The following is a 21,963-nucleotide window of genomic DNA, read 5'->3' as shown; positions in this document are numbered from 1 at the left end:
ACGACCCTGCGTTTTGGAGACGCATGCTCTACCGACTGAGCTAAGGACCCGGACTTAGGCAAGGGGAATGATAGCACGGTTTTTTTGAGGTTGCAAGTCCAGTTGCGTAAGTGTTCACGCTTATTCTGCTTCAGCCTGCGCGGTACAGCAGCAGGCTGATCACACCCCACAGCAGGATGCCACTTGCCACCACGCCCATGACGGCCTGTTCCTGGCGGCTGGGTTGCCTGTAGCTGAGACCAAGCAGCAGACCTGTGAGCAAACCCCCGAGGTGGGCCCAGTTGTCGATGTTTGGGATCAGGAAACCGATCAGGAACATGGTGAGCAGTGATCCCAGATTTGTGGACAGTTTCCGGAGCCTTTGTTGCAACCCTCCACGGGCCAGGGTGGCTTCCAGAGCAACCAGTCCGAACAGACCTCCGCTGGCCCCCACCGAGGCATCTGCATGCCCGAAGAGGGAGCTGAAGAGGCTTCCCACCACCCCTGAGACGATGAAGGCAAACATCAGGGCATTGGGGCCGATCTTGCGTTCCAGTTCCCTGCCGATCTGGAAGAGATAGAACCCGTTGAGTCCAATGTGCAGCCATGAACCGTGCAGAAAGATGCTGGTGACAAACCGCCAGTATTCTCCACTCTCCAGGGTGTAAGCACCCAGGTTTGCCCCGAGGGCAGAAAGACCACGGATGCTGCTGAGGGCTCCGGTTTCCAGTTGCCACAGGAAGAAGAGTCCCATCAGGGCCAGAAGGGTGTAAGTGGCAGGGGTGCTGCGTGTGCGGGCCAGAAAGGCTTCCTTGATGTGCAGACCGTAGGGGGCCAGCAGGGATTCTGCATCCAGCAGTTTCCATGCGAAGAGTTCTTCACGGGCATTCAGGCTGGAGAGCATCCGCTGGGCGCCGAGTTGCAGGTTCACGTTGTCCTGGGTCTGCTGGCCCTGCAGGAACATGGCCCGTCCGACCCAGTACCCAGAGTCGATCTTGAGTTTGCGGGAAGCTGCATAGGTCTGGGCCGGATCAGGGGAGAGGAGGGCCATGAGGATGTCCAGCGAGGGACTCTGGATGGTGCTTCTCAGGGATTGCATGCTGGCGTCCTGCAGCACGTACAGCACATCCCCTTTAAGGGGGTGTTCCGGCAAGGGAAGCTGCCTGAGGCCCCTCCACTGCAGCCACAGGCGCTCAAAGTGGCTGCGCAGTTCTGGCGTGAAGACCGTCAGGCGAATCCAGGTGAGCAGATGGGGATGCCCATAGATCACCCTCCAGTGGATGAAGATCAGCAGCATGGCCTGAACCAGGCCAATGATTCCCAGCCACCAGTAATCGGGGTGCAGGTAACTGAGGACAGCCATTCCCGCAGCCAGCACAAAGCGGGCACTGGCTTCAGAGAAACGGGACAGCACGGTGAAAGCCAGGTACACCATGACCCCTGCAAGCAGGAGCCACCCCCAGCTGTTCAGTGCGCCCGTGTCCATCACAGTTTGCTGAACTCCTCGGGTTTGCCTTCAATCATGGTGCCATCCTCAGTCAGAAGCTCCAGGGTGCCTCTGAGGGGACTGAGTTTAACCACCTTGCCGCAGGCTCCAGATTCGGTGTGGCACATCTTGGCGTTCTTTCTGGGCAATTCGGCCAGCAGTTCCTGGTACATTTCATGCTCGTATTGCAGGCAGCACAGCAGGCGACCACAGGGGCCAGAGAGTTTCTCGGGATTGAGGGGCAACTGCTGGTCTCGGGCCATGCGAATGCTGACCGGGGCAAACTCCTGCAAGTGGGTGCTGGAGCAGGATTCCCGTCCGCACATGCCCAGGGCACCCAGGGTGGCGGCCTGTTCTCTTGGGCCCACAGCAAAGAAATTCACCTTGGCGGGGGTGATGTGGCGCAGGTCTGCAATCAGGCTGGACAGTTCCACCCGCTCTTCTGCGCTGTAGGCCATGGTGAGCAGGGACTGGTCCAGGGTGAATTCCACCGACACAATCTTCACGGGAAGTTTGCGGGCACGGACTTTGGCCCGCAGGTACCATTTGACCTCTTCGGCCCGTTTCTGGTTCTCTTCACGGGCCTGCAGGTCTTCGGGGGTTGCGGCGCGCAGGATCATGCCACCATGATCCCGTCTGGGGGTTTCCTGATGCTCTGTGCGCACCAGAGCGACTTCCAGCCCCCGTCTGGACTGGACAATCACATGGGTGTTCACCGGATATAAGGTCTCGGTGGACATCGGGTGGAGTTTGGGACCATTGTCAAAGCGAACTGCCTGGGTGAACATGCTTGCTCCTGTGGATTCAGATCCTGCCAACGCTGAAACAGACAGGACGAAAGGGATCATCTTTCATCTGAGTGGAAGCCTTACAGGCTCCCGGATTCAGAATTTAAGCCATTGTACCTGTCCTGACCTGCCCAGAATGTAAACCGCATGATTCTGCATGAGAAGGCAGCAAAAAACCGGGCACTTGCCCGGTCATGGTCAATCAGAGTTTTTTATTCTTCCAGCGCACTGAAATCGGCGTTGGAAGTCACGGTCTGCACATCATCGAGGTCTTCCAAAGCCTCGATCAGCACCATCAGCTTCTCGGCGTCTTCGCTGCTGAGGGCCACCGTATTCTGGGGAATGTTCTGCAGGCTGGCCTCTGTGACATCAAAACCTGCTCCCGAGAGGCCTTCGGAGACGGTAAAGAGGTCTGCACGGGCGGTGTAGACGGTCAGGGTTCCATCTTCGTTTTCCTCGATGTCTTCGGCACCCAGTTCGATGGCGGCTTCCTGGGCCTCAGGAGAGTTCTTGCTCAGCTGAATGATGCCCTTTTTGTCGAACTGCCAGGCCACAGAGCCACTGTTGCCCATGTTGCCACCTTTTTTGTTGAACACGGACCGCACCTCGCCCACCGTGCGGTTGACGTTGTCGGTCAGGGTTTCAATCAGGATGGCAGTTCCGCCCTGCCCGTACCCCTCGTACACGATCTCTTTGTACTCGGTGGCCCCTTCGCTGGCCCCTGCAGCCCGCTTGATGGCATTTTCAATGTTGTCCACCGGAACGGTGTCCGCTTTGGCTGCGGCAATGGCGTTTTTCAGTGCCAGGTTGCCTGCAGGATCGCCACTTCCGCCACTGCGCACGGCATTGGTGAGGGCACGAATGTGTTTGCTGATGATGGCACTGCGTTTTTTGTCGTTGGCACCCTTTTTGCGTTTGATCTGGGACCACTTGCTATGACCTGCCATGGTTGCACCTCTGGGGATTTTCAGCACATCGGGCAGGTTTTCAGAGAAATCCTCCGAAAATTGCCCGGTTCTTGTGTGTGAGTCAGCCTTTTCAGGCTCAGCCCAGGTATTGTATCAAAAATTGGAGGCTGGAGGCTGTCTCATGCATCTCCGCCTTTTCCAGCGTAATGCGTATAGCACCCGATGCTGCTGGTGTCTTCCAGTAAACCCAGAGCCACCAGTTCGGTGAGCACCTGTTCGGTGAAGGCCCTGAGGTCTTCAACCGGGCTCTCTTTCAGATTCTGCAGCTCCAGGTTCAGGGCTCTGGCCTGTTCAGCAAAGTAACGCAGGGTGTCTGACATGTCTTCATTCTCCAAAAAAGGAGGCGATGCTGCATGCATCGCCTCCAGAGCGCTTCAGAACTGGGGCTCAGTCGTCGTGACCGTGTGCACGACCATGACCACCGTGACCGCCATGTCCATGGCCCTGCTCAGCTTCGCGGGCCAGCATTTCCTGGAAGGCTTTCATTTCACGGGCGTCACTTTCACGGCTGTTCTTGATCATGCGAACAATCCCGAAAGTCAGGATGTAAATGATGATGGGGAACACCACAATGGCAGCGTACAGCATCATCTTGACCTGGTTTTCGATCTGGATTTTGGCGGCAGAAGCAGCCTCTGCACCCATTTCGGCAACACCACGGGCATTTTCGAATGCAGTCTGAATTTCAGGCTTGTAGCCTGCCACTGACAGCACGATCATCAGGGCGCACCAGGCAAGACCCAGGGCCAGACGCTTGGGATGCTCGGTGGGGTTTTCGGCGTAGTACAGGTTCTCCTTGCCACGGTCCAGCAGGGGAGCCAGCATGACGGGAGCCAGGATCAGGCCGGGAATCAGCATGGCACCGATGAACTCGGGGTTGAACAGGGTGGCCAGGGCCTGCTGGGTGGGGGTGATGAGGGTGGGGTCTTCAGGCAGGTGGATGAATTCGGGGGGCATGATCGCCAGAATCCCGAAGATCCACAGCAGGTACCAGTCAGGCTTGATGGCAGGAGTGGAGTTGCTGGGTGGGCCATACACTTCCACAGGGTGCACCGGAATGAAGGCACTGAACAGCACAATGATCGCGGTCATCAGCACGAACAGGATGATCATGATGATGCTCTGCTGGGTGGAGAGAGGAACCCCCACAATCTTCTTGTAGGCGATCTTGGCGGCGTAACCGGGCTGGGTGTGCTTCTGTTTGATCATCAGCAGCATGTGCACAGCGGTCAGGCCCAGCAGGATGCCAGGAAGCAGCATGATGTGGTAGCCATAGAAGCGGGAGATGATGCCTTCACCAGGGAACGCCCCGGCGAAGAACAGTTCAGCGAGCCATCCGCCAATGAAGGGAACGCTGCTGGTGATGCCGTAGATCACTTTCAGGGTGGCGAAAGCAAACTGATCGTAGGGAAGGCAGTAGCCAGTCACAGCGGTCAGGGCGCTGAAAATCAGCAGCAGGAAGCCCACCCACCAGTTGATTTCACGGGGACGTTTGAAAGCCCCACTGAAGTAGATGCGGAACATGTGGATCACTGCAGCACCCACCATGATGTTGGCGCTCCAGTGGTGGATGCGGCGCAGCATGTCCCCGAAAGGCATGCTGTTGATCTTCAGGATGCTGGCGTAAGCAGCAGGGACCCCATCCACCAGTTTGGTGCTGGGTTCGTAGGTGAAGGTCAGGAGGATGCCGCTGAGAATCAAAATCACCAGGGCAAAGAGGGTGATTTCACCCAGGAAGAAGCTGTGGTGCACCGGGAAGGCTTTGCGCAGGAACTTGTCGTTCAGGCGGCTGATGTGTAAACGCTCGTCAAGCCACTGGTTCATTTACGCTCCTCCCTTTTCGGCCTCTGCACGGTTGGCTTGCCAGTCAGAAACAGACTCACCGTAACGGGGGCGCACATAGTAGCTCTTCACCACGATCTGGTCGTCTTTGATTTCAATGGGAAGCTGGGGGAGGGGACGGGGAGGTGGTCCACCGATCACTTCACCACCTGCTTTGGGGTCATAGGAACCGGAGTGGCAGGGGCACAGCAGGGACCCGTCGTCTTTCAGGTTGACCTGACAGCCCAGGTGCTGACAGATGCCACCGTACACCACGATGCCCTGAGCAGTGTCTTCCATCTTGGTGGGCTCTTTGAGGGTGCCTTCAGGGTAGCGGAACAACACCAGCAGGTTGTTGTCGTTCTGGTCTTTGACCACTTCGCCTTTGGGCCAGGCTTTGATCATCTGGCCGTCGGGTTTCAGTTCAGAGACCTTGATGGGCTGTCCTTTGTTGGTGTCGCCTGCATGGACCAGCACGTCACCTGCGGCAGGGGGTTTCTGCTCTGCCGTGGGGGGACGTTTGGCGGGCTTCAGTGCACCCACCACGCTGGCCAGAGACAGCACACCCACACCGGCAGTGACGCCAAGCGCGCCGGTCACGAACTTGCGGCGACTGATTTCACTTTTTGGGAGTTTTTCGTCACTCATCTTTTTTCCTCGTTACCAGGGGAATTCGCCGGAGGCGTCTTCCACCAGGGCTTCGCCGTCCATGAAGTACTTCTTGTACAGCATCAGGGCAGCTGCCAGCAAGAGCAGCACCATGGCTGCGTAGGTGCCTTCAGCCGTCACGTTGATGGGCTGAATTTTTTCAGCTTCGGAGCCCTGAATGCCCATCACAATCTGTTTGACAAACAGGTAGCCGAACCACAACACACCCACCATGGAGAGCACAATGCCTCCAAAAGCCAGGTTGTTGCTGCGCACCACGTGGAAGCCGGGTTTCAGGGTTTCGCCCTCAGCCCAGGCGGAGTACAGACCAATCAGGCCGTAGATGGTCAGGATGATGATGAAGGTGGTCAGGAAAATTTCGGGCAGGCCCAGGTGGTCGGGCACAAAACGGGAGCGGTTGAGGGCCGCCAGTTTGGCTTCCTCATCTCCTTTGGCAGCGAAAATCTCAGGGCTGACGATGTCAGCTTTGTTGCCCCAGCTGTTGCGAATGTAATTCACCACGTCCAGAAGCTGGGTTTCGTTCAGCTGGGGGAAAGCGGGCATGCCGCCTTTGCCTTTCTGGATGATGTTGATGACTCCAGCAGGGTCGCCCGTGACGAATCCACTGCCTGCCAGGGCCTTACCAAAGCCCCCTTCACCTGCTGCACCGTGACAGCCTGCGCAGTTGGCTTCATAAATGGCTTTGCCGCCAGTCTGCCAGTCGCTGGCAGCGGCGGTTGCAGCGGCAGGTGCTTCTTTGGCACCCTCGGCAGCACCGTGGTGGGATTTCAGGGTGGAGTTGAACAGGAACAGCAATATCACCCAGAATATTGCCGCCACGATCAGGGACACTGCCGGTATGGTTGTATCATTCCGTTCCATTTGACCTACCTATCTCAGGAAATCTAGCACCAAGTAGCATAACATGTGCCGCTCAGCTTCCTCGCCGCCCGAGGGACCTCACACCTACACATCCCTATATTTTATGCAACTGTCAAGGTGACGTTGGGACGAACGTCCCGAAATGTAAAGACCTGTCTCAGAGGGCTTGCATGAGATAAAAAATTCGCTCAGAGACCTCAGCCAGGCTTAAGGTGAGGATGTGATCGGGATGTTCCCTCAGGTCTTTTGACCCTCTGGACAGCAGGCTGACTGCATAGGGTTTTTCTGCAAAAACAATCCCCACGTCGTGCCTGTGGTACTGGATCTCGCCACTCTTGCTGGCCACCTCAAACATCAATTCTCCATCGCTGTTGCGGGGGAGACGGCGTGCAATGACCAGACGGTCCTGCTGCTTTTTGAGGATGCCAAGGGCCAGCGCCGTGTGTTCAGGGTTCAACAACTGTCCCTGCCAGAGTTTCAGGAGCCACAGGTTCATGTCTGCGGCACTGGTGGTGCTGCGCTGCCCTGTCCTCTGAAGTTCATTCTGGAGCTCAGGGGGCATCTGCAGTTTCCCGACCAGAAAAGTGTCTTTGAGGCCGATCTGCTGGATGTGCCGATTGATGGTGTCCCGACCCAGACGCTCAATCAGCACATTGGTGGCTGTGTTGTCGCTGACAATGATCATCAAAGTCAAGAGGTCTTTCACCGTGAGGGCCAGACCTGTTTCCATCTCATGCAGCACTCCGGCGCCCGGAACCTGGTCCTGTGCAGCGAGGGGCAGCCTGTCTTGCAAAGAGAGGGCTCCAGTTTCCACAGTTTTCAGGGCACAGCTCAGAATCGGAAGCTTGATCAGGCTGGCGGCTTTGAACACCTGACGGGCTTCATGGCAGAACAGCATCTCGCCCTGCAGGTCTGACACACAGAGCGAGAGTTCACCGTCAAAACGCTGGACCAGTTCGGCCAGAACCGGAGGCAGTGCATTCACATTTTTGTCCACTTTGTCCACAGAGGGAAGTTTACAGCTTCAGCTTGCCCAGACCTGCAAAAGGATGGGGGGCATCCTGGGGACGCAGGGTGCAGAAAGGCTTTGCTCCTTCAGGCTCCACCCGGTGGGGGCAGGTGGGGCACTCTGGAAAGGCCAGTTCCAGGTAGGCCAGGTCAGGCTCCAGGGTGGTGATTTCCCAGGTGCGCTGACAGCCTGCCCTGAACATGCGTTTCTGGGCTTCGGTTTTTTTCTTCATTCCAGGTTGGCAATGCCTTCGCGGATGGCGTAGAGCGCAGCCTGGGTGCGGTTGTTGAGCTGCAGTTTGGCGAAGATCTCTGAGAGCCTGTTGCGCACGGTTTTCTCGCTGATGTCCATCTTGATGGCAATTTCCTGGTTGCTGTGCCCCTGGGCCAGCAGACGCAGGATCATGGTCTCACGCTCGTTGAGGTCGGCATGCTTCTCGCTGGGAAGAACTTCCTTCTTGTGACGGAAGTCGTCCAGAACGTTTTGAGCGAGGTCTGCGTTCAGAAGGGCCTCGCCCTCGGCCACCCGGCGGATGGCGTCAATGAGGGTGCTGGCGTCTGCATCTTTGAGCACGTAACCGCGTGCTCCGGCCTTGAGGGCCTCAAAGACATAACTGTCCTGGCGGTACATGGTGATCATGATGACCCTGGCCTGGGGATCGATTTCCAGGATGCTCTGGCAGGCTTTCACTCCGTCCAGTTCAGGCATCTGGATGTCCATGAGGATCAGGTCGGGCTTGGTCTCGGCAGCGAAACGGATGGCCTCACGGCCATTGGACGCTTCACCAATCACACGGATGTCCCCTTCGCTTTCGAGGAGGCTCTTGATGCCCTGGCGGAACAGGGCGTGGTCATCTACCAGCAGGATTCGAATCATAACTTTATTTTACGGCTTTTACAGGTCATACTAGGACATATGACTTGGCAATTGAACATCCTCGACGCTTTACTCATGGTTTTGTGGTCTGGCATTGTGATTCTGGGCTTCAAGCGTGGGGTGGGTGGTGCAATCTGGGCACTGGTGGTGTTCCTGCTGTTGCCCATCATGGCCAGCTTTGGAACATTCACCGGGTGGGTCGCAGTCCTGATCACCCTGGTGGTCGGTCTGGGATTCTCTCAGGGGCTTGCCTTCCTGGTGCGCAATCAGGTGGAGTCGTTCATGTACAAGATCCTGGGAGGCGTCATGGGTGGCCTGCTGGGTCTGGTGCTGGTCTCCAGTGTGGTGCTGTCCTTTCCGATCAGTGCCAGTGGTGCTTACCCAAGCCAGAGTTTGCAGCCTGCAGTGTACGAGATGGTGTCCACTTCAACGCTCCAGCGTTCTGCATCCTGGGTTTGGAATGCACCGAACTGGATTCGCCTTTTTCTGATTCCAGACCGGGTACAGCCACAATAAAGACCAGCAAAACACAGGTCATCAAACAACACTGTCCCGCATCTGCGGGATTTTTGTTTTGCATTTTTGTTCAGAACTGGGTGGATGCCTGTGTGTCTTAGTTGACAAATCCGAGTACCTTACTTAGGATTTAGGCTGACACGAGGCAATGGGAATCCGATGGATTCCTTTCCGTACACTTTTCCATCTTCCCATGGTTCCACTTGCCTCCAGGGAGACACGCATGAAAAAAATGGTCGTACTGACACTGGCAGGCCTGCTGGCAGGGGCTGCACTGGCACAGAGCAAGAGCATCACTGTATATACGGGCCGCAGCAAAGGGCTCGTTGACCCCATCGTTCAGCAGTTCGAAAAAGACACGGGCATCAAGGTGAACGTGCGTTACGCCACCGATTCTGCCATCCTGGCTGCCCTTCAAGAAGAAGGCAAGGCCAGCCCTGCAGACCTGCTGTGGGCCAACAGTTCCGGCACCCTCGGCATTGCCAATGAAGCGGGCCTGCTGAGCACCCTCTCCAAGAGCCTGGTCCAGAAGTTCCCTGAAGCCTACGCTCCCAACAACAACACCTGGATTCCCCTCTCTGTGCGTTTCCGGGTGATGGCCTACAACACCACCAAAATCAAGCCCGAAGCCCTGCCGAAGAGCGTGATGGACCTGCCCAAACACCCTGAATTCAAGGGCAAAGTCGGCTGGACCCCCACCTACGCCAGCTTCCAGGACTTCGTGGGGGCCATGATTGCCCTGAAAGGTGAAGCGGCCACCAGAGAATGGCTGCTGGGCATGAAGGCTCTGGAGCCCAAATCCTATGCTGCTTCCAATGTGGCCATGATGGAAGGCATCCGCAATGGTGAGATTGACATTGCCATCACCAACCACTACTACATCCAGCGTTTTGTGAAATCCGGTGCGCCCATCGGGACCCACTACTTCCAGGCTGGTGACCCCGGAAGCCTCGCCCTGGTGACGGGTGCTGGGGTTTTGAAGACCAGCAAGAAGCGTGCAGATGCCCTGAAGTTCCTGAATTACCTGGTGGGTGCCAAAGCCCAGCAGTTCTTCACCGGAGAACTCTTCGAGTATCCCACCGCCAACAACACCATCCTGCCTTCCACCCTGCTGCCCTTTGCAGACGCTGCCAAACTGAGCCCCAAGATCGATCAGGAGAAGTTTGGTCCCCGTCTGGAGCAGGCCCAGAAGCTGCTGCGTGAAGTGGGATTGCTGTAACCCTCATCAGATGTCTGTTAAAGTGACTGTAGCGGAGAGCCAAATGTGCTCTCCGTTTTTGTATTCTGGAAATCCGATGGGTATAGTCACCTTGATGATGGCAAGTCCCCAGTGTCAGGTACCTTTGTGCTGAAATCCTCTCCGCGTCCACCAAAACTGTTTGTTGTCCTGTCCAGTCTGACCGCACTGGGCGTCATGATTCCCCTGGTGTATCTGGTGTTGCGTGCCTTGCAGGCCGATGGAGCAGACCTCCGTGAGATTGTGTTCCGGGTGCGCAATCTGGAACTCCTCTGGAACACCCTGATCCTGATGTTGGGCACATTGACTGCAGCGACCCTGATTGCGCTCCCTCTGGCCTTTCTGACCACCCGCACCAATTTTGTGCTGCGCAAAGTCGGGGTTTTTCTGGGTGTGCTTCCTCTGGCGGTTCCCGGATACGTGGGTGCATATGCCCTTCTTGCTGCAAGTGGCACCCAGGGAATGATTGAAACCCTGACGGGCATTCGCTGGCCTCACCCGGTGGGGTATTGGGGTGCACTGGGCGTCCTGACCCTGTTCAATTTCCCTTACCTCTTCATGAATTTCTGGGCCACCCTGCGCAACCTGGACCCCAGCCTGGAAGAAGCTGCGAGATCATTGGGCCGCAGCCCCATGCAGGTGTTCTGGCAGGTGACCTTGCCGCAACTCAGACCTGCCTGGTACGCCGGAAGCCTGATGATTGCCCTGCACGTGTTCGGGGATTTCGGGGTGGTGTCCCTGATGCGTTTCGAGACCTTCAGTTATGCCATCTACCAGCAGTACAACGCCGCTTTTGACCGTGTTTACGCAGCATGGCTTTCCCTGATGCTTCTGGCGGTGACCGCTTCCACCCTCTGGCTGGAAGCCCGACTGCTCAGCAGACTGCGCCTCTCAAGATCCGGCAGTGGGGCTGCACGCAAAGCCCCTGTGATGAACCTCGGCATGTGGAACATCCCGGCCCTGGTTTTTGTGGCCCTGGTCGCTGGAGCCACCCTGATTGTGCCGCTCAGTGCCATCCTCTTCTGGCTCAGGCAGGGCATTGAACAGGGGGTGCAGGACTGGGGACAGGTGCTGTGGAATTCCGTGCAGGTGGCCCTTCCTGCCTCTCTGCTCACCACCGTGCTGGCCATTCCACCTGCCTACCTGGGGGTGCGTTATCCTGGCTTCTGGACCCGCCTGATTGAACGCAGCGCCTATTTTGGGTATGCAACCCCTCCACTGGCCCTTGCGCTTGCCCTGGTGTTCTTTTCACTGAAAGCTGTTCCGGGCATTTACCAGACGCTGACCCTCCTGATCGGGGCTTATGTGCTGCACTTTCTGGCAGAAGCCATTGGTCCGGTGCGGGCCAGTCTGTATCAGGCCACCCCCAGGCTGGAAGAAGCTGCGAGGTCTCTGGGGTACAACTCCATGCAGGCCTTTGCCAGGGTCACCTTTCCCCTGATGCGATCGGGCCTCCTGGCCAGCCTGTCACTGGTGTTCCTGAGTGTCCTCAAGGAACTTCCCCTCAGCTTCCTGCTGAGCCCCATCGGATTTGAAACGCTGGCCAAAAACGTGTGGGCCTACACCTCAGAAGCCATGTTTGCCGATGCTGCTCCCTACGCCATCACCATCGTGCTGGTGTCCGGGCTTTTTGCAGCACTGGTGCTCCAGGAGAAGAAATGACCGAAGTTTTGCGGGTGGAACACCTCACCAAACGTTATGCAGCAGGGTTTCCTGCCGTGCTTGATGCCCTCTCCTTCACGGTTCAGAAAGGGGAGATGCTGGCTCTGCTCGGTCCTTCCGGGTGCGGCAAAACCACCACCTTGCGTGTGATTGCCGGATTTGAAAGGGCAGACCAGGGAAGGGTGGTTCTCGATGGCCACACCCTGATGGACCAGCAGTCGCTTCTGCCGCCTGAAAAACGCAATGTCGGAATGGTCTTTCAGGACTATGCCCTGTTTCCTCACCTGAACGTGACCCAGAACGTCATGTTTGGCCTGAAGAACATGTCTCGCAAAGAGCGTGAAGAGCGCACTGCACAGGTGCTGGGTCTGGTGGGCCTCAACATCTTTGCCAAACGTTTCCCCCATGAACTCTCCGGAGGCCAGCAACAACGGGTCGCATTGGCCCGTGCCCTTGCTCCCAGACCGAAACTCATTCTGATGGATGAACCCTTCTCCAACCTGGATGCTGCCCTCAGGCACACCACCCGACAGGAGGTCAAAGCCATTTTGCGGGAGGCCGGGATGACCGCCATTCTGGTGACCCACGACCAGGAGGAGGCCCTGAGTTTTGCAGACCGCATCATGCTGATGCGAGCAGGCAGGATCGAACAGATTGGCTCCCCTCCAGAGGTGTATCAGGCCCCCCGCACTGCATTTGTGGCAAACTTTCTGGGCCGCAGCAACCTGATCAGTGCCAGGGCTTCTGGCCACAGTGCCGACACCTGTCTTGGTCGTCTCTCCCTCAGTGAAGAGGCAAAAGGTCCAGTTCTGCTGTCCATCCGTCCAGAAGACATCATTTTTGTGGATCAGGGAGTGCCGGTCACAGTGAAGTACATGGAATACAAGGGCCATGATGTGACCTACACCTGCATGTGCGGAGACCAGGAACTGCTGGTGCACACGCACCACAACGCACAGCTTATGGAAGGGCAGCAGGCCTTTGTGGCTGTTCACGGTGCAGCGCAAGTGTTACGAGGGTCGTGACGGATACGGGCAACAAAACCGTCACTGTAAAACCGCCGGGCAGTGCTTACAGTGGGAAACGTGGAGAGGCTGATCTTCGTGTACAACACAGATGCCCGTTTTCTGAGCCGCCTGGGCTCCTGGAGCCAGGCTGCTTTTGTTCCAGACAGGCACCCCTGCAAGTTGTATGCCATGACGCACGGGATTCTGGGCCGGGATGCCCAGTGGCGTGCTTTTGTGTCCAGCCTGCCTTTCCCTTCGCGTTTCCTGTGCAGGGACACCTTCACCCGCAAATATGGCAGCACGGAAGCGCCCAACGTGTACATGATCCACAAAGGCCAGTTGAAACTGTTGATCCCAAGAGAAGAGATCAACGCCTGCACGTCCACCGAGGAACTGCAGGGCGTGGTCATTCGAAAACTGCTGTCCTGAATCAGGCCCGTCCCAGCAGCCTTTCAACTTCCTGCAGTTGTTCTGCCCGCAGGGGACCGTATTGCAGGGCTCCAGCATTCTCCTGAACCTGCTTCACGGTGCGGAATCCAGGGATGGGGATGGTTTTCTCACTGGTTGCCCAGATCCAGGCGAGTGCCCCCTGGCCCAGGGTCCGGCCATCTGAAGCCAGCACTTCTCTTACACTTTCCAGCCGTTTTAAAAAAGCCTTTCCTGGTTTTCCGTGCTCAAACCAGCCCGAGGCCACCATCCAGTCAGGGCTCTTGGCCCGGATGTCGGTGTCGCTCAGCTGATGTCCTGCACTGAATTTCCCGGTGAGTAGACCCATGGCGAGGGGTCCACGGTTGATGCTGGCAAGGTCAAGCTCTTCACAGACTTTCAGCATCTCGGGGGTGGACTGCATGACGTTCAGGGAGTGCTGAACCGCCTGGTAATGGGGGTACTGTTTCCAGGCTTTTGCCCGCTCTGGATCATCGGTGCTCCAGCCAAAAGCGCGGATCTTGCCTTCTTCGGCCAGGCGCTCCAGGGTTTCTGCAATTCTGAAAGAGGTGTCCAGATCGTGGAAGTTGATGTGAAGCTGGTAGAGGTCGATGTGCTCCCTCCTCAGGCGCTTCAGGCTCGCTTCGCAGGCTTGCACGATGTATTCAGGAGAGGTGTCCTCCCCCAGGACCTGTTTTGTGGCCTCATCGGGAACATTGCCGAACTTGGTTGCAATGAAGATGTCGTCTCTGCCCCCAAAAGCTTCACCCAGAATGCGTTCGCTGTGCCCACACCCGTAAATGTCTGCAGTGTCATAGAGGGTGATGCCGAGCTCGAGTGCTGCATGCAGGGCACGGATGGATTCCTGATCGTCCACTTTGCCCCAGCCCAGAGGTTGTGTTCCAGCGAACCATTCTCCACCAATGGCCCAGCAGCCCATGCCCAGGGCACTGACTTCCCGTGTGCCAATTTTGCGTTTCATGTGGTGTCTCCTGATGCCTCATTTTGTTCTGATGCAGAGCAAAGTAAGTCAACATGCTTATGTTGTGGATTCAGCCCATCGTCAGTTCTGGGTCAGAAACGGGTCAGAATGGTAAGTTAAGATCACACAAATTCAGCACAACACTTCGCTCAAAAGGGGTTTCTCATGACCAGACGCTACACCATGATGGCCTGTGCCCTGCTGCTGTCCGCTTGCAACAGCACCCAGAATCAGACCGGGTTCACTTCCCAGAAGCTGGCTGGTGGTCCTGCCACTGCCAACGCGCAGGTGTTTTTGCCCAACCCGGTGCAGACCACTGGAGACCAGACCCTTCAGGACAGCAAAGACGCAGACAGTGCCGTCCCCTCCAGTGCATATTACAAAGTGGTCCTGACCGACCTTGATGGCAGCGGAACCCTGCAGGGCAAGTGGGCCACTGTGCGCAGTGAAACAGGGAAACCCGTGCAGGTGACTTCTGCACCCCTGAATTACACCCGCAGCAGCGACCAGTTTGAACAGGTGATGGCCTATTTCTGGATCACCGAAGCGCAAAAATACATTCAAAGCCTGGGCTTTGGAACCGGGGAACTCCCTCCCGTCAACATGGAGTCGCAGGATGTGCGCATCAACCAGTGGGGACAGGACAACTCCTACAGCATCGACACCAAAGACGAGATTCGCCTTGGTAAAGGTGGTGTCGACGATGCAGAAGACGGAGAAGTGATCGTCCACGAATATGGACATGCCGTGCATGACGCCCAGGTCACCGGTTTTGGCAGTTCACTGGAAGCAGGCGCCATTGGTGAGGCCTTCGGGGACTATCTGGCCCTCACCGTGGGTGAAGCGGTGGCGAAAAAATATGGTGCTCCCATCAAAGCAGACCTGGCCTGCATTGCCGACTGGGACAGCGTCAGTTACACCAACGCCCCACACTGCCTGAGGCGCACCGACAAAAACAAAACCATTGCAGACCAGGTGGGGCAGGTCCACGCAGATGGAGAAATCTGGTCGAGAGCCCTGTTTGACATCCGCAAAGCGCTGGGAGCTTACAAGGCAGACCGGGTGATCATCAACGCCCAGTTCAAATTTGCACCAGACACCAGCTTCAATGCTGCAGCAAAAGCCACCGTGGATACCGCACAGAGCATGTACGGAACCACAGCAGCCACAGCCGTGAAAAACGCCTTCCTGGCCAGAGGGATGCAGCCCTGAGCACAGACCAGCATTTCTGACGCCTGCAAACAAATGCAAACGAGGGGGTGGGCCGATGGCTCACCCCTGTGGTTTTTGAGTTGAATCACATCAACTGGGTCAGGTTCTCGAAATCATGGGGCACAAACAGGCTGCCTTCGGTGATGCCCTGGGAGGTGAGCTCCTGCAGGCGGGATTCCAGCTCCATCACACCCATTTGACCTGACAGGAAACTCTGGTAGGCCAGGGTGACCTGACGGACTTCTGCTGCACTTTCATGCACAAATTCCAGACGGAAGTTCTGGATGCCACTTTCCAGCCAGCCTGTCAGGTGTTTGGTGGCGCTCTGGGCTTCGGCTCCGAAAACGGTGTTGCGGCAACCGACATCAGCCATCACGGGGTGCATGAGGCCCCGTTTGTCTTTCAGGGCCACCTTGTGCGATTCACAGGGGTGACCGCAATTGGTGTAGTCCGTTCCCTCGCTGAGGAAACGGCAGAAAACGCAGTGCTCGGTGTGGAACACGGGCAGGTGCTGGTAGGCAATCACCTCGATGCGGTCCCCACCGATGTTTTCGGCAAGTTCTTCAATTTGCAGGGCATTCAGGTCATGGGTGGGGGTGACCACATCCACCCCGAGTTCCAGGTAGGTGTCAGCGGTGAGGACATTGGCCGTGTTCAGGCTGAAATCTCCGATGAGTGCAGGACGATTTTCCACCTGCAGCAGGCCTTCGAGCAGCCCTCCTGAACGCACCAGGATTTCACAGTCCAGAGACAGCAGGAATTTCTGGATGTTCTGTTCGGTGGGTTTGAGGATTCTGGGACTGGCCACCCTGACGCGAATGCCTGCCTCCTTGACGTTCTGCACGCTGGGTTTCAGGCCATACAGCTCCAGATAGTCCAGGGTGATGGATGCAGGTTGCATCTCAATGGCCGCTTCGAGTTGTTCGGGGGTGCGGACCAGCAGGTGAAGTTGTGGCTCTGCTGGAGCGTTCTGACCTGCACTGTGAGACTGAAATCCTCCCAGGTGAATTGCCGCCTTGACGTTGCGCTGCGGCAATTCACCTCGCAGGGCCAGCAGGTCATCTACCGCCTGACGCCTCAGGGTGTTCAGTTCTCCCAGAGGCATGAAAAGGCCTTCTTGCAGATCTGCATGGAAGTCTGCCAGATGGAAAGGGGTGCCTCCCAGTTTGCCCAGCTGTGCTTGCAGGCTCTCTGAAGTCAGGGCACGGTTCTGGGCAAGCTGGACAGGACCCTCTGACACGGCCACCACACTGTGGCCTTCGGTGTCCATTGCCACCAGGGTCATGGGTTCACCTGCCCGGGCATAAACTTCAAAGTTCACTGGACGGGTGTAGACAGGCTTGCTGGCCTCGGTCAGCGGTTTCAGTTTTTTCTGGAGGGTGGGGTCGCTGCTGCGCCACACCCAGTCTCCAGCGGCAATTCTGGAAAAATCAATCTGACCATTCCCAAAACGCAGCTCATACACGCCTTTTTTGACAGGGGAGACCTCATAGATGTTGCCCCCTTCCTCTTTCAGTTCAGGGCTGCGGCGGTGGGCGGCATCAAAGACCAGACCCTCTCCGGGCTTGGGTTCAAAAGCGCATTTGACCCGGACAAATCCCCGCCCAACTTCGGTGACCTCGCCAAGTTTGACCCCACGGTGGCGAGGAGCCCGGCCTCTCACCACCTGACGGTGGTTGGTGCCCTGCATGAACCAGGGACCCAGACCCCGTGAGTACACCTGTTCGATGTCTCTTTCTTCTTCTGGCGTGATGTGAAAGCTGCCCATTTCCCAGGTTTCGTCGATGGCTTTGCGGTAGGCCTGGGTGGTGATGGCCACGTATTCTGGACCCTTATAACGGCCTTCAATCTTGAAGCAGTCCACCCCGATGCGCATGAGTTCGGGTACCTGATGGAGGGCGTAAAGATCGCCAGGGGAGAGCAGGTAACGTGCTTCTTCCAGGTTGCGGTACTGCCCATCCACGATCAGGTCGTAAGGCAAGCGGCAGGCCTGCGCACACTGGCCCCGGTTGGCACTGCGTCCGCCCCAGGCTTCGCTGGAAAAGCACTGGCCCGAGTAGGACACGCACAGCGCCCCGTGCACAAACACCTCGAGTTCAATGTCCGTGCTGCTGGCAATGCGCTCAATGTCCCTGAGGCTCAGTTCCCGACCCAGCACCACCCGGTTGGCTCCAAACCGGTAAGCCAGTTCTGCCCCTTCCTTGCTGGTGATGCTCATCTGGGTGGACCCGTGCACCTCCAGCTCTGGTGCAATTTCGCGGGCCAGTCGGGCGATGCCCAGATCCTGCACGATGATGGCATCGACACCCGCCCGGGCGATGTCCTCGATGGCTTTTGCAGCCATGTGGATTTCCCGGTCAAACACCAGCGTGTTGAAAGTCAGAAATCCCCGCACACCCCGTTCATGCAGGAAACGCATGACATCAGGAAGTTCAGGGACTTCAAAACCCACCTTGGCTCGGGCGGTAAAGTGCTTCATGCCGAAAAAAACTGCATCTGCACCAGCTTCTACGGCGGCACGCATTTCCGGCCAGTAACCGGCAGGACTCATCAACTCAGGCTTGCGGGGGGTGCGACTCATAACACTCCAGAATAGCGGGTTTTAGAAAAGGGAAGTGTGAGAGGATCACGGTCTCTCCTTCTGTCGCACGCGCAGCTGGTGTCCTGCTCCCTGGAAGCATTTCCAAATCTGAACCTGATCCAGAATTTTGACCTCCCATGTCCTGTGATTTTCAGATTACAATGGCCTCATGGCCATTCCAGAGGACATCCTGAACCGGATCGAGCAGGACTTTCAGGCACAGGCAACACAGGCCCTTTCTCTGATTGAGAAAGCTCTGGGGACCGATTCCTTTTGCTTCTTCTCTCCCAGACAGCTCAGATGTGCGGTGTTCGTGGCAAGAGGAGATCTGGGGGTGCTGCAACAGGCACTCCAACTGGGTCTCACAGACTGCCGGGACCTCATGTTGTGGGGAGAGTACAGCGTGCATGACGGCAAGTATGTGCGTCAGCATGACTGGAACCTTCCTTTCGAACCCGTCAAAGTCAGTTGATGGGACAGATCAATTAAGACTTAAAAAGCAGCTGCCTGGAATGGCTCAATGCTTCAGACTTGCAGAACCCAGAAGCAGATCACTGGTCCAGAAGATCCTCTGGTGTTGTTCTTTTGTTTGAAGGTTTGAAAGAAAAGGTGGGCTGACCTGCACTGCTCCTGGCCAACCAGCATCAATCTACAAGATCTGTATTTTGTTGTGGGGAATCAGGCCATGAGCAGAACAGACAGAAAAACTGCGAAGAGCAAGGTCTTTTCGGAGGTTTCTTTTTACCAGATGTTGACGGATTGAAGGAACTGTACCTGCCCTCCATGCGGGGCATAACGGTTTGTCTGCTGAAGCTTGATCCCAGAAAGAGCCATCCCATAGGCCATTTTGCCTAGGTTGTCTAAATCCGGTCTAAAAATCAATTGGTGCACGATGTCCCGTGAAAAAACATCTCCAGGACAGAAGAAAAATACACTTTGTGTCTTATGATGGGTCTTGAGAATGGAAACTCAAATATCTTATGGCAATTTTTCTGGACAATTGTGATACGGGTCTAGACAAAGTTACAAAAAATATCATTTAATATACATTACAATTTTACTCAACTATAGGGGATGACGACCCCGAGCGTGGAGGCAGCAAAAGTGGCAGCAAACATCGAAGAACTGAAAAAACAACACCCCCCTTTCGAGGTTGTGCTCGGCTACATGCACGAGTGGGCCAAAGTGGGATACCACGGTATCCCCGCAGACCTGGTCGACCTCATGAAATGGCACGGCATTTATCCGCAACGTCCTCAGGAAGATGGATACCTGATGATGCGCGTCAAAATTCAAAAAGGTGCCGTAAATGGCAACACCCTCCGCACCATTGCCGGCATCGCTGAAGACTATGGCCGTGACTTTCTGGACGTCACCGACCGTCAGGCTTTCCAGTTCCACTGGCTGACCATTCAAGACGTTCCCGACATCTACAACCGTCTGGACGCTGTTGGCCTGACCGCCAAGGGGGCCTGCGGTGACACCGTGCGTGCTGTGATCTCCAGCCCTGTTGCAGGTCTGGACGCCCGCGAAGTCATCGACGTGAACGACCTTGCCAATGAGCTGCACCACTACTTCTCTGGCAACCCCGAGTTCCAGGACCTGCCCCGAAAGTACAAGGTGTCCATCACCGGACTCCCCGAGCAGGAAGGGATTCACCTCATCAATGACCTGGGCTTCCTGGCCCACAAAGTGAACGGAGAAGTCGGTTTTGACGTCTGGGTTGGTGGTGGACTGGGCGCACAGGCCCACCTCGCCAAGCGCCTCGGGGTGTTCATCAAGCCCGAAGAGGTGCTGGAAGTGGCCATCGCCATCACCCGCGCTTACCGGGACCACGGTTTCCGCCAGAACCGCAAAAAGAGCCGCCTGAAGTACCTGATCCAGGACATTGGAGCCGAGCGCTTCCGCGAGATCGTGGAAACCGAGTACCTCGGACGCAAGTTCACCGACGGACCTGCCGCACCTGTGGCCCGTTTCGGCGGCGTGGACTTCGTGGGCGTGCAGAAGCAGAAAGACGGCAACTACTACATCGGGGTTGCCACCACCGTGGGCCGCATCACCCCTGCCAAGGCCCGTCTGCTTGCCGACATCGCTGAAAAATACGGTGCTGACGAGATCCGCACCACCCCTTACCAGAACCTGCTGGTTCCCCACATCAAACCTGAATTCATTGATCAGGCCATTGAGGAACTGCGTCAGCTGGACCTCGCACCCAACCTGACCCTGCGGGCCACCACCATCGCCTGCACCGGAACCCAGTTCTGCCGTCTGGCCCTCACCGAAACCAAAGCCAGAACCGCAGCAGCCATCGATTACCTGGAACCCAAATTCCTGGACCTCGATGTGCCCATCACCATCAACCTGACCGGATGCTCCAACGCCTGCACCCGTTATCAGGTGGCTGACCTCGGCTTCATGGGTTCCAACTTCAGCGGACAGGAAGTCTTCCAGGTGCACCTTGCAGGTTCTCTGGGTGAAGCCCAGCGCACCGGCATCAAACTCAAAGGCCGCGTTCCCACCGAACAGCTCCACATCTACACCGAGCGTGTGCTGAACTACTTCAAGCAAAACAAAGCCCCCAATGAGTCTTTCGTGCAGTTTGTGGATCGTGTCGGCACTGAGCCCTTCTTACCAGACAACGTGTTAGCGGAGGTAGTGGCATGAGCACCCAGGGACAGGTTCTGTGGTTCACCGGTTTGAGTGGAGCAGGAAAAAGCACTCTCGTCTACGCCCTTGCAAAAGAACTCGAAGCTGCTGGTCGTTCCGTGGAAGTCCTGGATGGTGACGCCGTTCGCGAAAACCTCTCCAAGGGCCTGAGCTTCACCAAAGAAGATCGCGACACCAACGTGAAGCGCATCGGCTTTGTGGCGGGTTTGCTCGCCAAACACGGGGTGACCGTGCTGGTGAGCGCCATCAGTCCTTACCGCGACACCCGCACCGAAGTGGTGAAGGGTCTCCCCAATGGAAAAGAAATCTTCGTGGACGCTCCCCTCGATGTGGTGGCCTCCCGCGACGTGAAGGGCCTGTACAAGCGTGCCCTCGCTGGTGAGATTCCCCACTTCACCGGTGTGAGTGACCCCTACGAAGCCCCCGAGAACCCTGACATCCACCTGCGCACCGACCTGAACAGCATCGAGGACTGCCTCAATGTGCTGCGCAAATCTGTCGGCCTGCGCGTGCGTGAACTGGTGGGAGCGTAAGACCATGCCCGAGTTCTCGTTCACATCACACCCGACCGAAGTCATCCAGTGGGCTTTAGAAACCTACCCTGACCTCACGATGCCCAGCGCATTCAACATCAACGGTGTGGTGCTCATCGACCTGGCCTACAAGGCAGGGTACCGGGGAGAGGTGATCTTCGTTGACACGGGATACCACTTCCACGAGACCCTGCAAACCCGAGATGCACTGCAGGCCCGATACCCGGAACTGAAGTTCGTGACTCTGGATGCCGGTCTGAGCAACGAGGACACCCAGTACCAGACCGACCCGGATGGCTGCTGTGCCGTTCGCAAGGTTGCCCCTCTGCAAAATTACCTTGCCGAGAAAGCCCCCAGTGCCCTGCTCAACGGACGCTCCCGCGATCAGGCAGACACCCGCAAGGACATCCCTTTCGTGGAAGAAGGCAAGCGCACCAAGATCAACCCCCTTGCCTACTGGGACCGCTGCACTTTAGAAGCCTACGTGAACGCCCACGATCTCCCCATCAACCCCCTGTACTGGGACGGTTTCCTGAGCATCGGATGCTGGCCCTGCACCAGAGCCGTGCGCCCCGGAGAAGATGCCAGAGCAGGCCGCTGGGCGGGCAAAGGCAAGACCGAGTGCGGACTGTGGGTCGGAGAGAACACACTTTAATTCAACAGGGTGAGCCGGCGGCCCACCC

Annotated in this window: 22 protein-coding genes; 10 read left to right on the top strand and 12 right to left on the bottom strand. The window is 56.9% G+C overall.

Annotated elements, in window-relative coordinates:
• Positions 1 to 130 precede the first annotated feature (130 nt).
• The 10 genes from DC3_RS26180 to DC3_RS26135 all read right to left on the bottom strand — a co-directional run bounded on the left by DC3_RS26180 (position 131) and on the right by DC3_RS26135 (position 8,457).
• Positions 131 to 1,465 (bottom strand): rhomboid family intramembrane serine protease, encoded by a 1,335-nt coding sequence (locus tag DC3_RS26180; RefSeq protein ID WP_146890734.1) that lies wholly within the window; start codon positions 1,463 to 1,465, stop codon positions 131 to 133.
• Positions 1,465 to 2,253, bottom strand: a complete 789-nt coding sequence (locus tag DC3_RS26175) for a PSP1 domain-containing protein (RefSeq protein WP_146890731.1) — start codon at positions 2,251 to 2,253, stop codon at positions 1,465 to 1,467. The genes DC3_RS26180 and DC3_RS26175 overlap by 1 nt, the downstream gene beginning before the upstream one ends.
• Positions 2,254 to 2,465: 212 nt before the next feature.
• Positions 2,466 to 3,200 carry a YebC/PmpR family DNA-binding transcriptional regulator gene (locus tag DC3_RS26170; RefSeq protein ID WP_146890728.1) on the bottom strand — a complete coding sequence of 245 codons (735 nt, stop codon included), beginning with the start codon at positions 3,198 to 3,200 and terminating at the stop codon, positions 2,466 to 2,468.
• A gap of 140 nt (positions 3,201 to 3,340) precedes the next feature.
• On the bottom strand, positions 3,341 to 3,541 hold the full coding sequence (locus DC3_RS26165) for a hypothetical protein (RefSeq protein WP_146890725.1): 201 nt from the start codon (positions 3,539 to 3,541) through the stop codon (positions 3,341 to 3,343).
• Positions 3,542 to 3,608: 67 nt separating this feature from the next.
• The gene (locus DC3_RS26160; protein WP_146890722.1) at positions 3,609 to 5,045 is read right to left on the bottom strand and encodes a cytochrome b; all 1,437 of its coding nucleotides are present in this window, start codon (positions 5,043 to 5,045) and stop codon (positions 3,609 to 3,611) included.
• Entirely contained in the window at positions 5,046 to 5,690 is a 645-nt protein-coding gene (locus DC3_RS26155; protein ID WP_146890719.1) for a QcrA and Rieske domain-containing protein, read from the bottom strand.
• Positions 5,691 to 5,702: 12 nt separating this feature from the next.
• Positions 5,703 to 6,572, bottom strand: coding sequence for a c-type cytochrome (locus DC3_RS26150; RefSeq protein ID WP_146890716.1), 870 nt, complete (start codon positions 6,570 to 6,572; stop codon positions 5,703 to 5,705).
• 157 nt (positions 6,573 to 6,729) lie between these two features.
• Positions 6,730 to 7,578 carry a serine hydrolase gene (locus DC3_RS26145; protein WP_146890713.1) on the bottom strand — a complete coding sequence of 283 codons (849 nt, stop codon included), beginning with the start codon at positions 7,576 to 7,578 and terminating at the stop codon, positions 6,730 to 6,732.
• 10 nt (positions 7,579 to 7,588) lie between these two features.
• Complete coding sequence (locus tag DC3_RS26140) at positions 7,589 to 7,813, bottom strand: hypothetical protein (protein ID WP_146890710.1); 225 nt, start codon at positions 7,811 to 7,813, stop codon at positions 7,589 to 7,591.
• On the bottom strand, positions 7,810 to 8,457 hold the full coding sequence (locus DC3_RS26135) for a response regulator (protein ID WP_034344167.1): 648 nt from the start codon (positions 8,455 to 8,457) through the stop codon (positions 7,810 to 7,812). The genes DC3_RS26140 and DC3_RS26135 overlap by 4 nt, the downstream gene beginning before the upstream one ends.
• Positions 8,458 to 8,496: 39 nt before the next feature.
• Here DC3_RS26135 and DC3_RS26130 point away from each other — a divergent pair, with 39 nt between their 5' ends.
• The 5 genes from DC3_RS26130 to DC3_RS26110 all read left to right on the top strand — a co-directional run bounded on the left by DC3_RS26130 (position 8,497) and on the right by DC3_RS26110 (position 13,308).
• Positions 8,497 to 8,973, top strand: coding sequence for a hypothetical protein (locus DC3_RS26130; RefSeq protein WP_146890707.1), 477 nt, complete (start codon positions 8,497 to 8,499; stop codon positions 8,971 to 8,973).
• Positions 8,974 to 9,196: 223 nt separating this feature from the next.
• Positions 9,197 to 10,192, top strand: coding sequence for an iron ABC transporter substrate-binding protein (locus tag DC3_RS26125; protein WP_146890704.1), 996 nt, complete (start codon positions 9,197 to 9,199; stop codon positions 10,190 to 10,192).
• A gap of 195 nt (positions 10,193 to 10,387) precedes the next feature.
• On the top strand, positions 10,388 to 11,872 hold the full coding sequence (locus tag DC3_RS26120) for an ABC transporter permease (protein WP_146890701.1): 1,485 nt from the start codon (positions 10,388 to 10,390) through the stop codon (positions 11,870 to 11,872).
• Positions 11,869 to 12,897, top strand: coding sequence for an ABC transporter ATP-binding protein (locus tag DC3_RS26115; RefSeq protein WP_146890698.1), 1,029 nt, complete (start codon positions 11,869 to 11,871; stop codon positions 12,895 to 12,897). The genes DC3_RS26120 and DC3_RS26115 overlap by 4 nt, the downstream gene beginning before the upstream one ends.
• A gap of 60 nt (positions 12,898 to 12,957) precedes the next feature.
• On the top strand, positions 12,958 to 13,308 hold the full coding sequence (locus DC3_RS26110; protein ID WP_146890695.1) for a hypothetical protein: 351 nt from the start codon (positions 12,958 to 12,960) through the stop codon (positions 13,306 to 13,308).
• Between the two features lies 1 nt (position 13,309).
• Here DC3_RS26110 and DC3_RS26105 read toward each other — a convergent pair whose 3' ends face one another.
• The gene (locus DC3_RS26105) at positions 13,310 to 14,287 is read right to left on the bottom strand and encodes an aldo/keto reductase (RefSeq protein WP_146890691.1); all 978 of its coding nucleotides are present in this window, start codon (positions 14,285 to 14,287) and stop codon (positions 13,310 to 13,312) included.
• Positions 14,288 to 14,452: 165 nt separating this feature from the next.
• Here DC3_RS26105 and DC3_RS26100 point away from each other — a divergent pair, with 165 nt between their 5' ends.
• A complete protein-coding gene (locus DC3_RS26100) occupies positions 14,453 to 15,499 on the top strand; it encodes a M4 family metallopeptidase (protein ID WP_146890688.1) in 1,047 nt (348 codons plus the stop codon).
• 85 nt (positions 15,500 to 15,584) lie between these two features.
• Here DC3_RS26100 and DC3_RS26095 read toward each other — a convergent pair whose 3' ends face one another.
• On the bottom strand, positions 15,585 to 18,080 hold the full coding sequence (locus DC3_RS26095) for a U32 family peptidase (RefSeq protein WP_246130820.1): 2,496 nt from the start codon (positions 18,078 to 18,080) through the stop codon (positions 15,585 to 15,587).
• 169 nt (positions 18,081 to 18,249) lie between these two features.
• On the opposite strand from DC3_RS26095, the gene DC3_RS26090 reads away from it, so the two are divergent.
• From DC3_RS26090 to DC3_RS26075, 4 genes are all read left to right on the top strand, one after another.
• Positions 18,250 to 18,552, top strand: a complete 303-nt coding sequence (locus DC3_RS26090) for a hypothetical protein (RefSeq protein WP_146890685.1) — start codon at positions 18,250 to 18,252, stop codon at positions 18,550 to 18,552.
• A 602-nt stretch (positions 18,553 to 19,154) separates the two neighbouring features.
• The gene (locus DC3_RS26085) at positions 19,155 to 20,744 is read left to right on the top strand and encodes a nitrite/sulfite reductase (RefSeq protein WP_146890681.1); all 1,590 of its coding nucleotides are present in this window, start codon (positions 19,155 to 19,157) and stop codon (positions 20,742 to 20,744) included.
• Entirely contained in the window at positions 20,741 to 21,280 is a 540-nt protein-coding gene (cysC, locus tag DC3_RS26080) for an adenylyl-sulfate kinase (RefSeq protein WP_034344505.1), read from the top strand. Before DC3_RS26085 ends, cysC begins: the two co-directional genes overlap by 4 nt.
• Positions 21,281 to 21,284: 4 nt before the next feature.
• Positions 21,285 to 21,935 (top strand): phosphoadenylyl-sulfate reductase, encoded by a 651-nt coding sequence (locus DC3_RS26075; RefSeq protein WP_246130819.1) that lies wholly within the window; start codon positions 21,285 to 21,287, stop codon positions 21,933 to 21,935.
• Positions 21,936 to 21,963: the final 28 nt, after the last annotated feature.

It is taken from the genome of Deinococcus cellulosilyticus NBRC 106333 = KACC 11606, from assembly GCF_007990775.1.
Lineage (GTDB): Bacteria > Deinococcota > Deinococci > Deinococcales > Deinococcaceae > Deinococcus_C > Deinococcus_C cellulosilyticus.
Note: the sequence above shows the minus strand (reverse complement) of the source record. Positions and strands in the feature narration are given on the sequence as shown.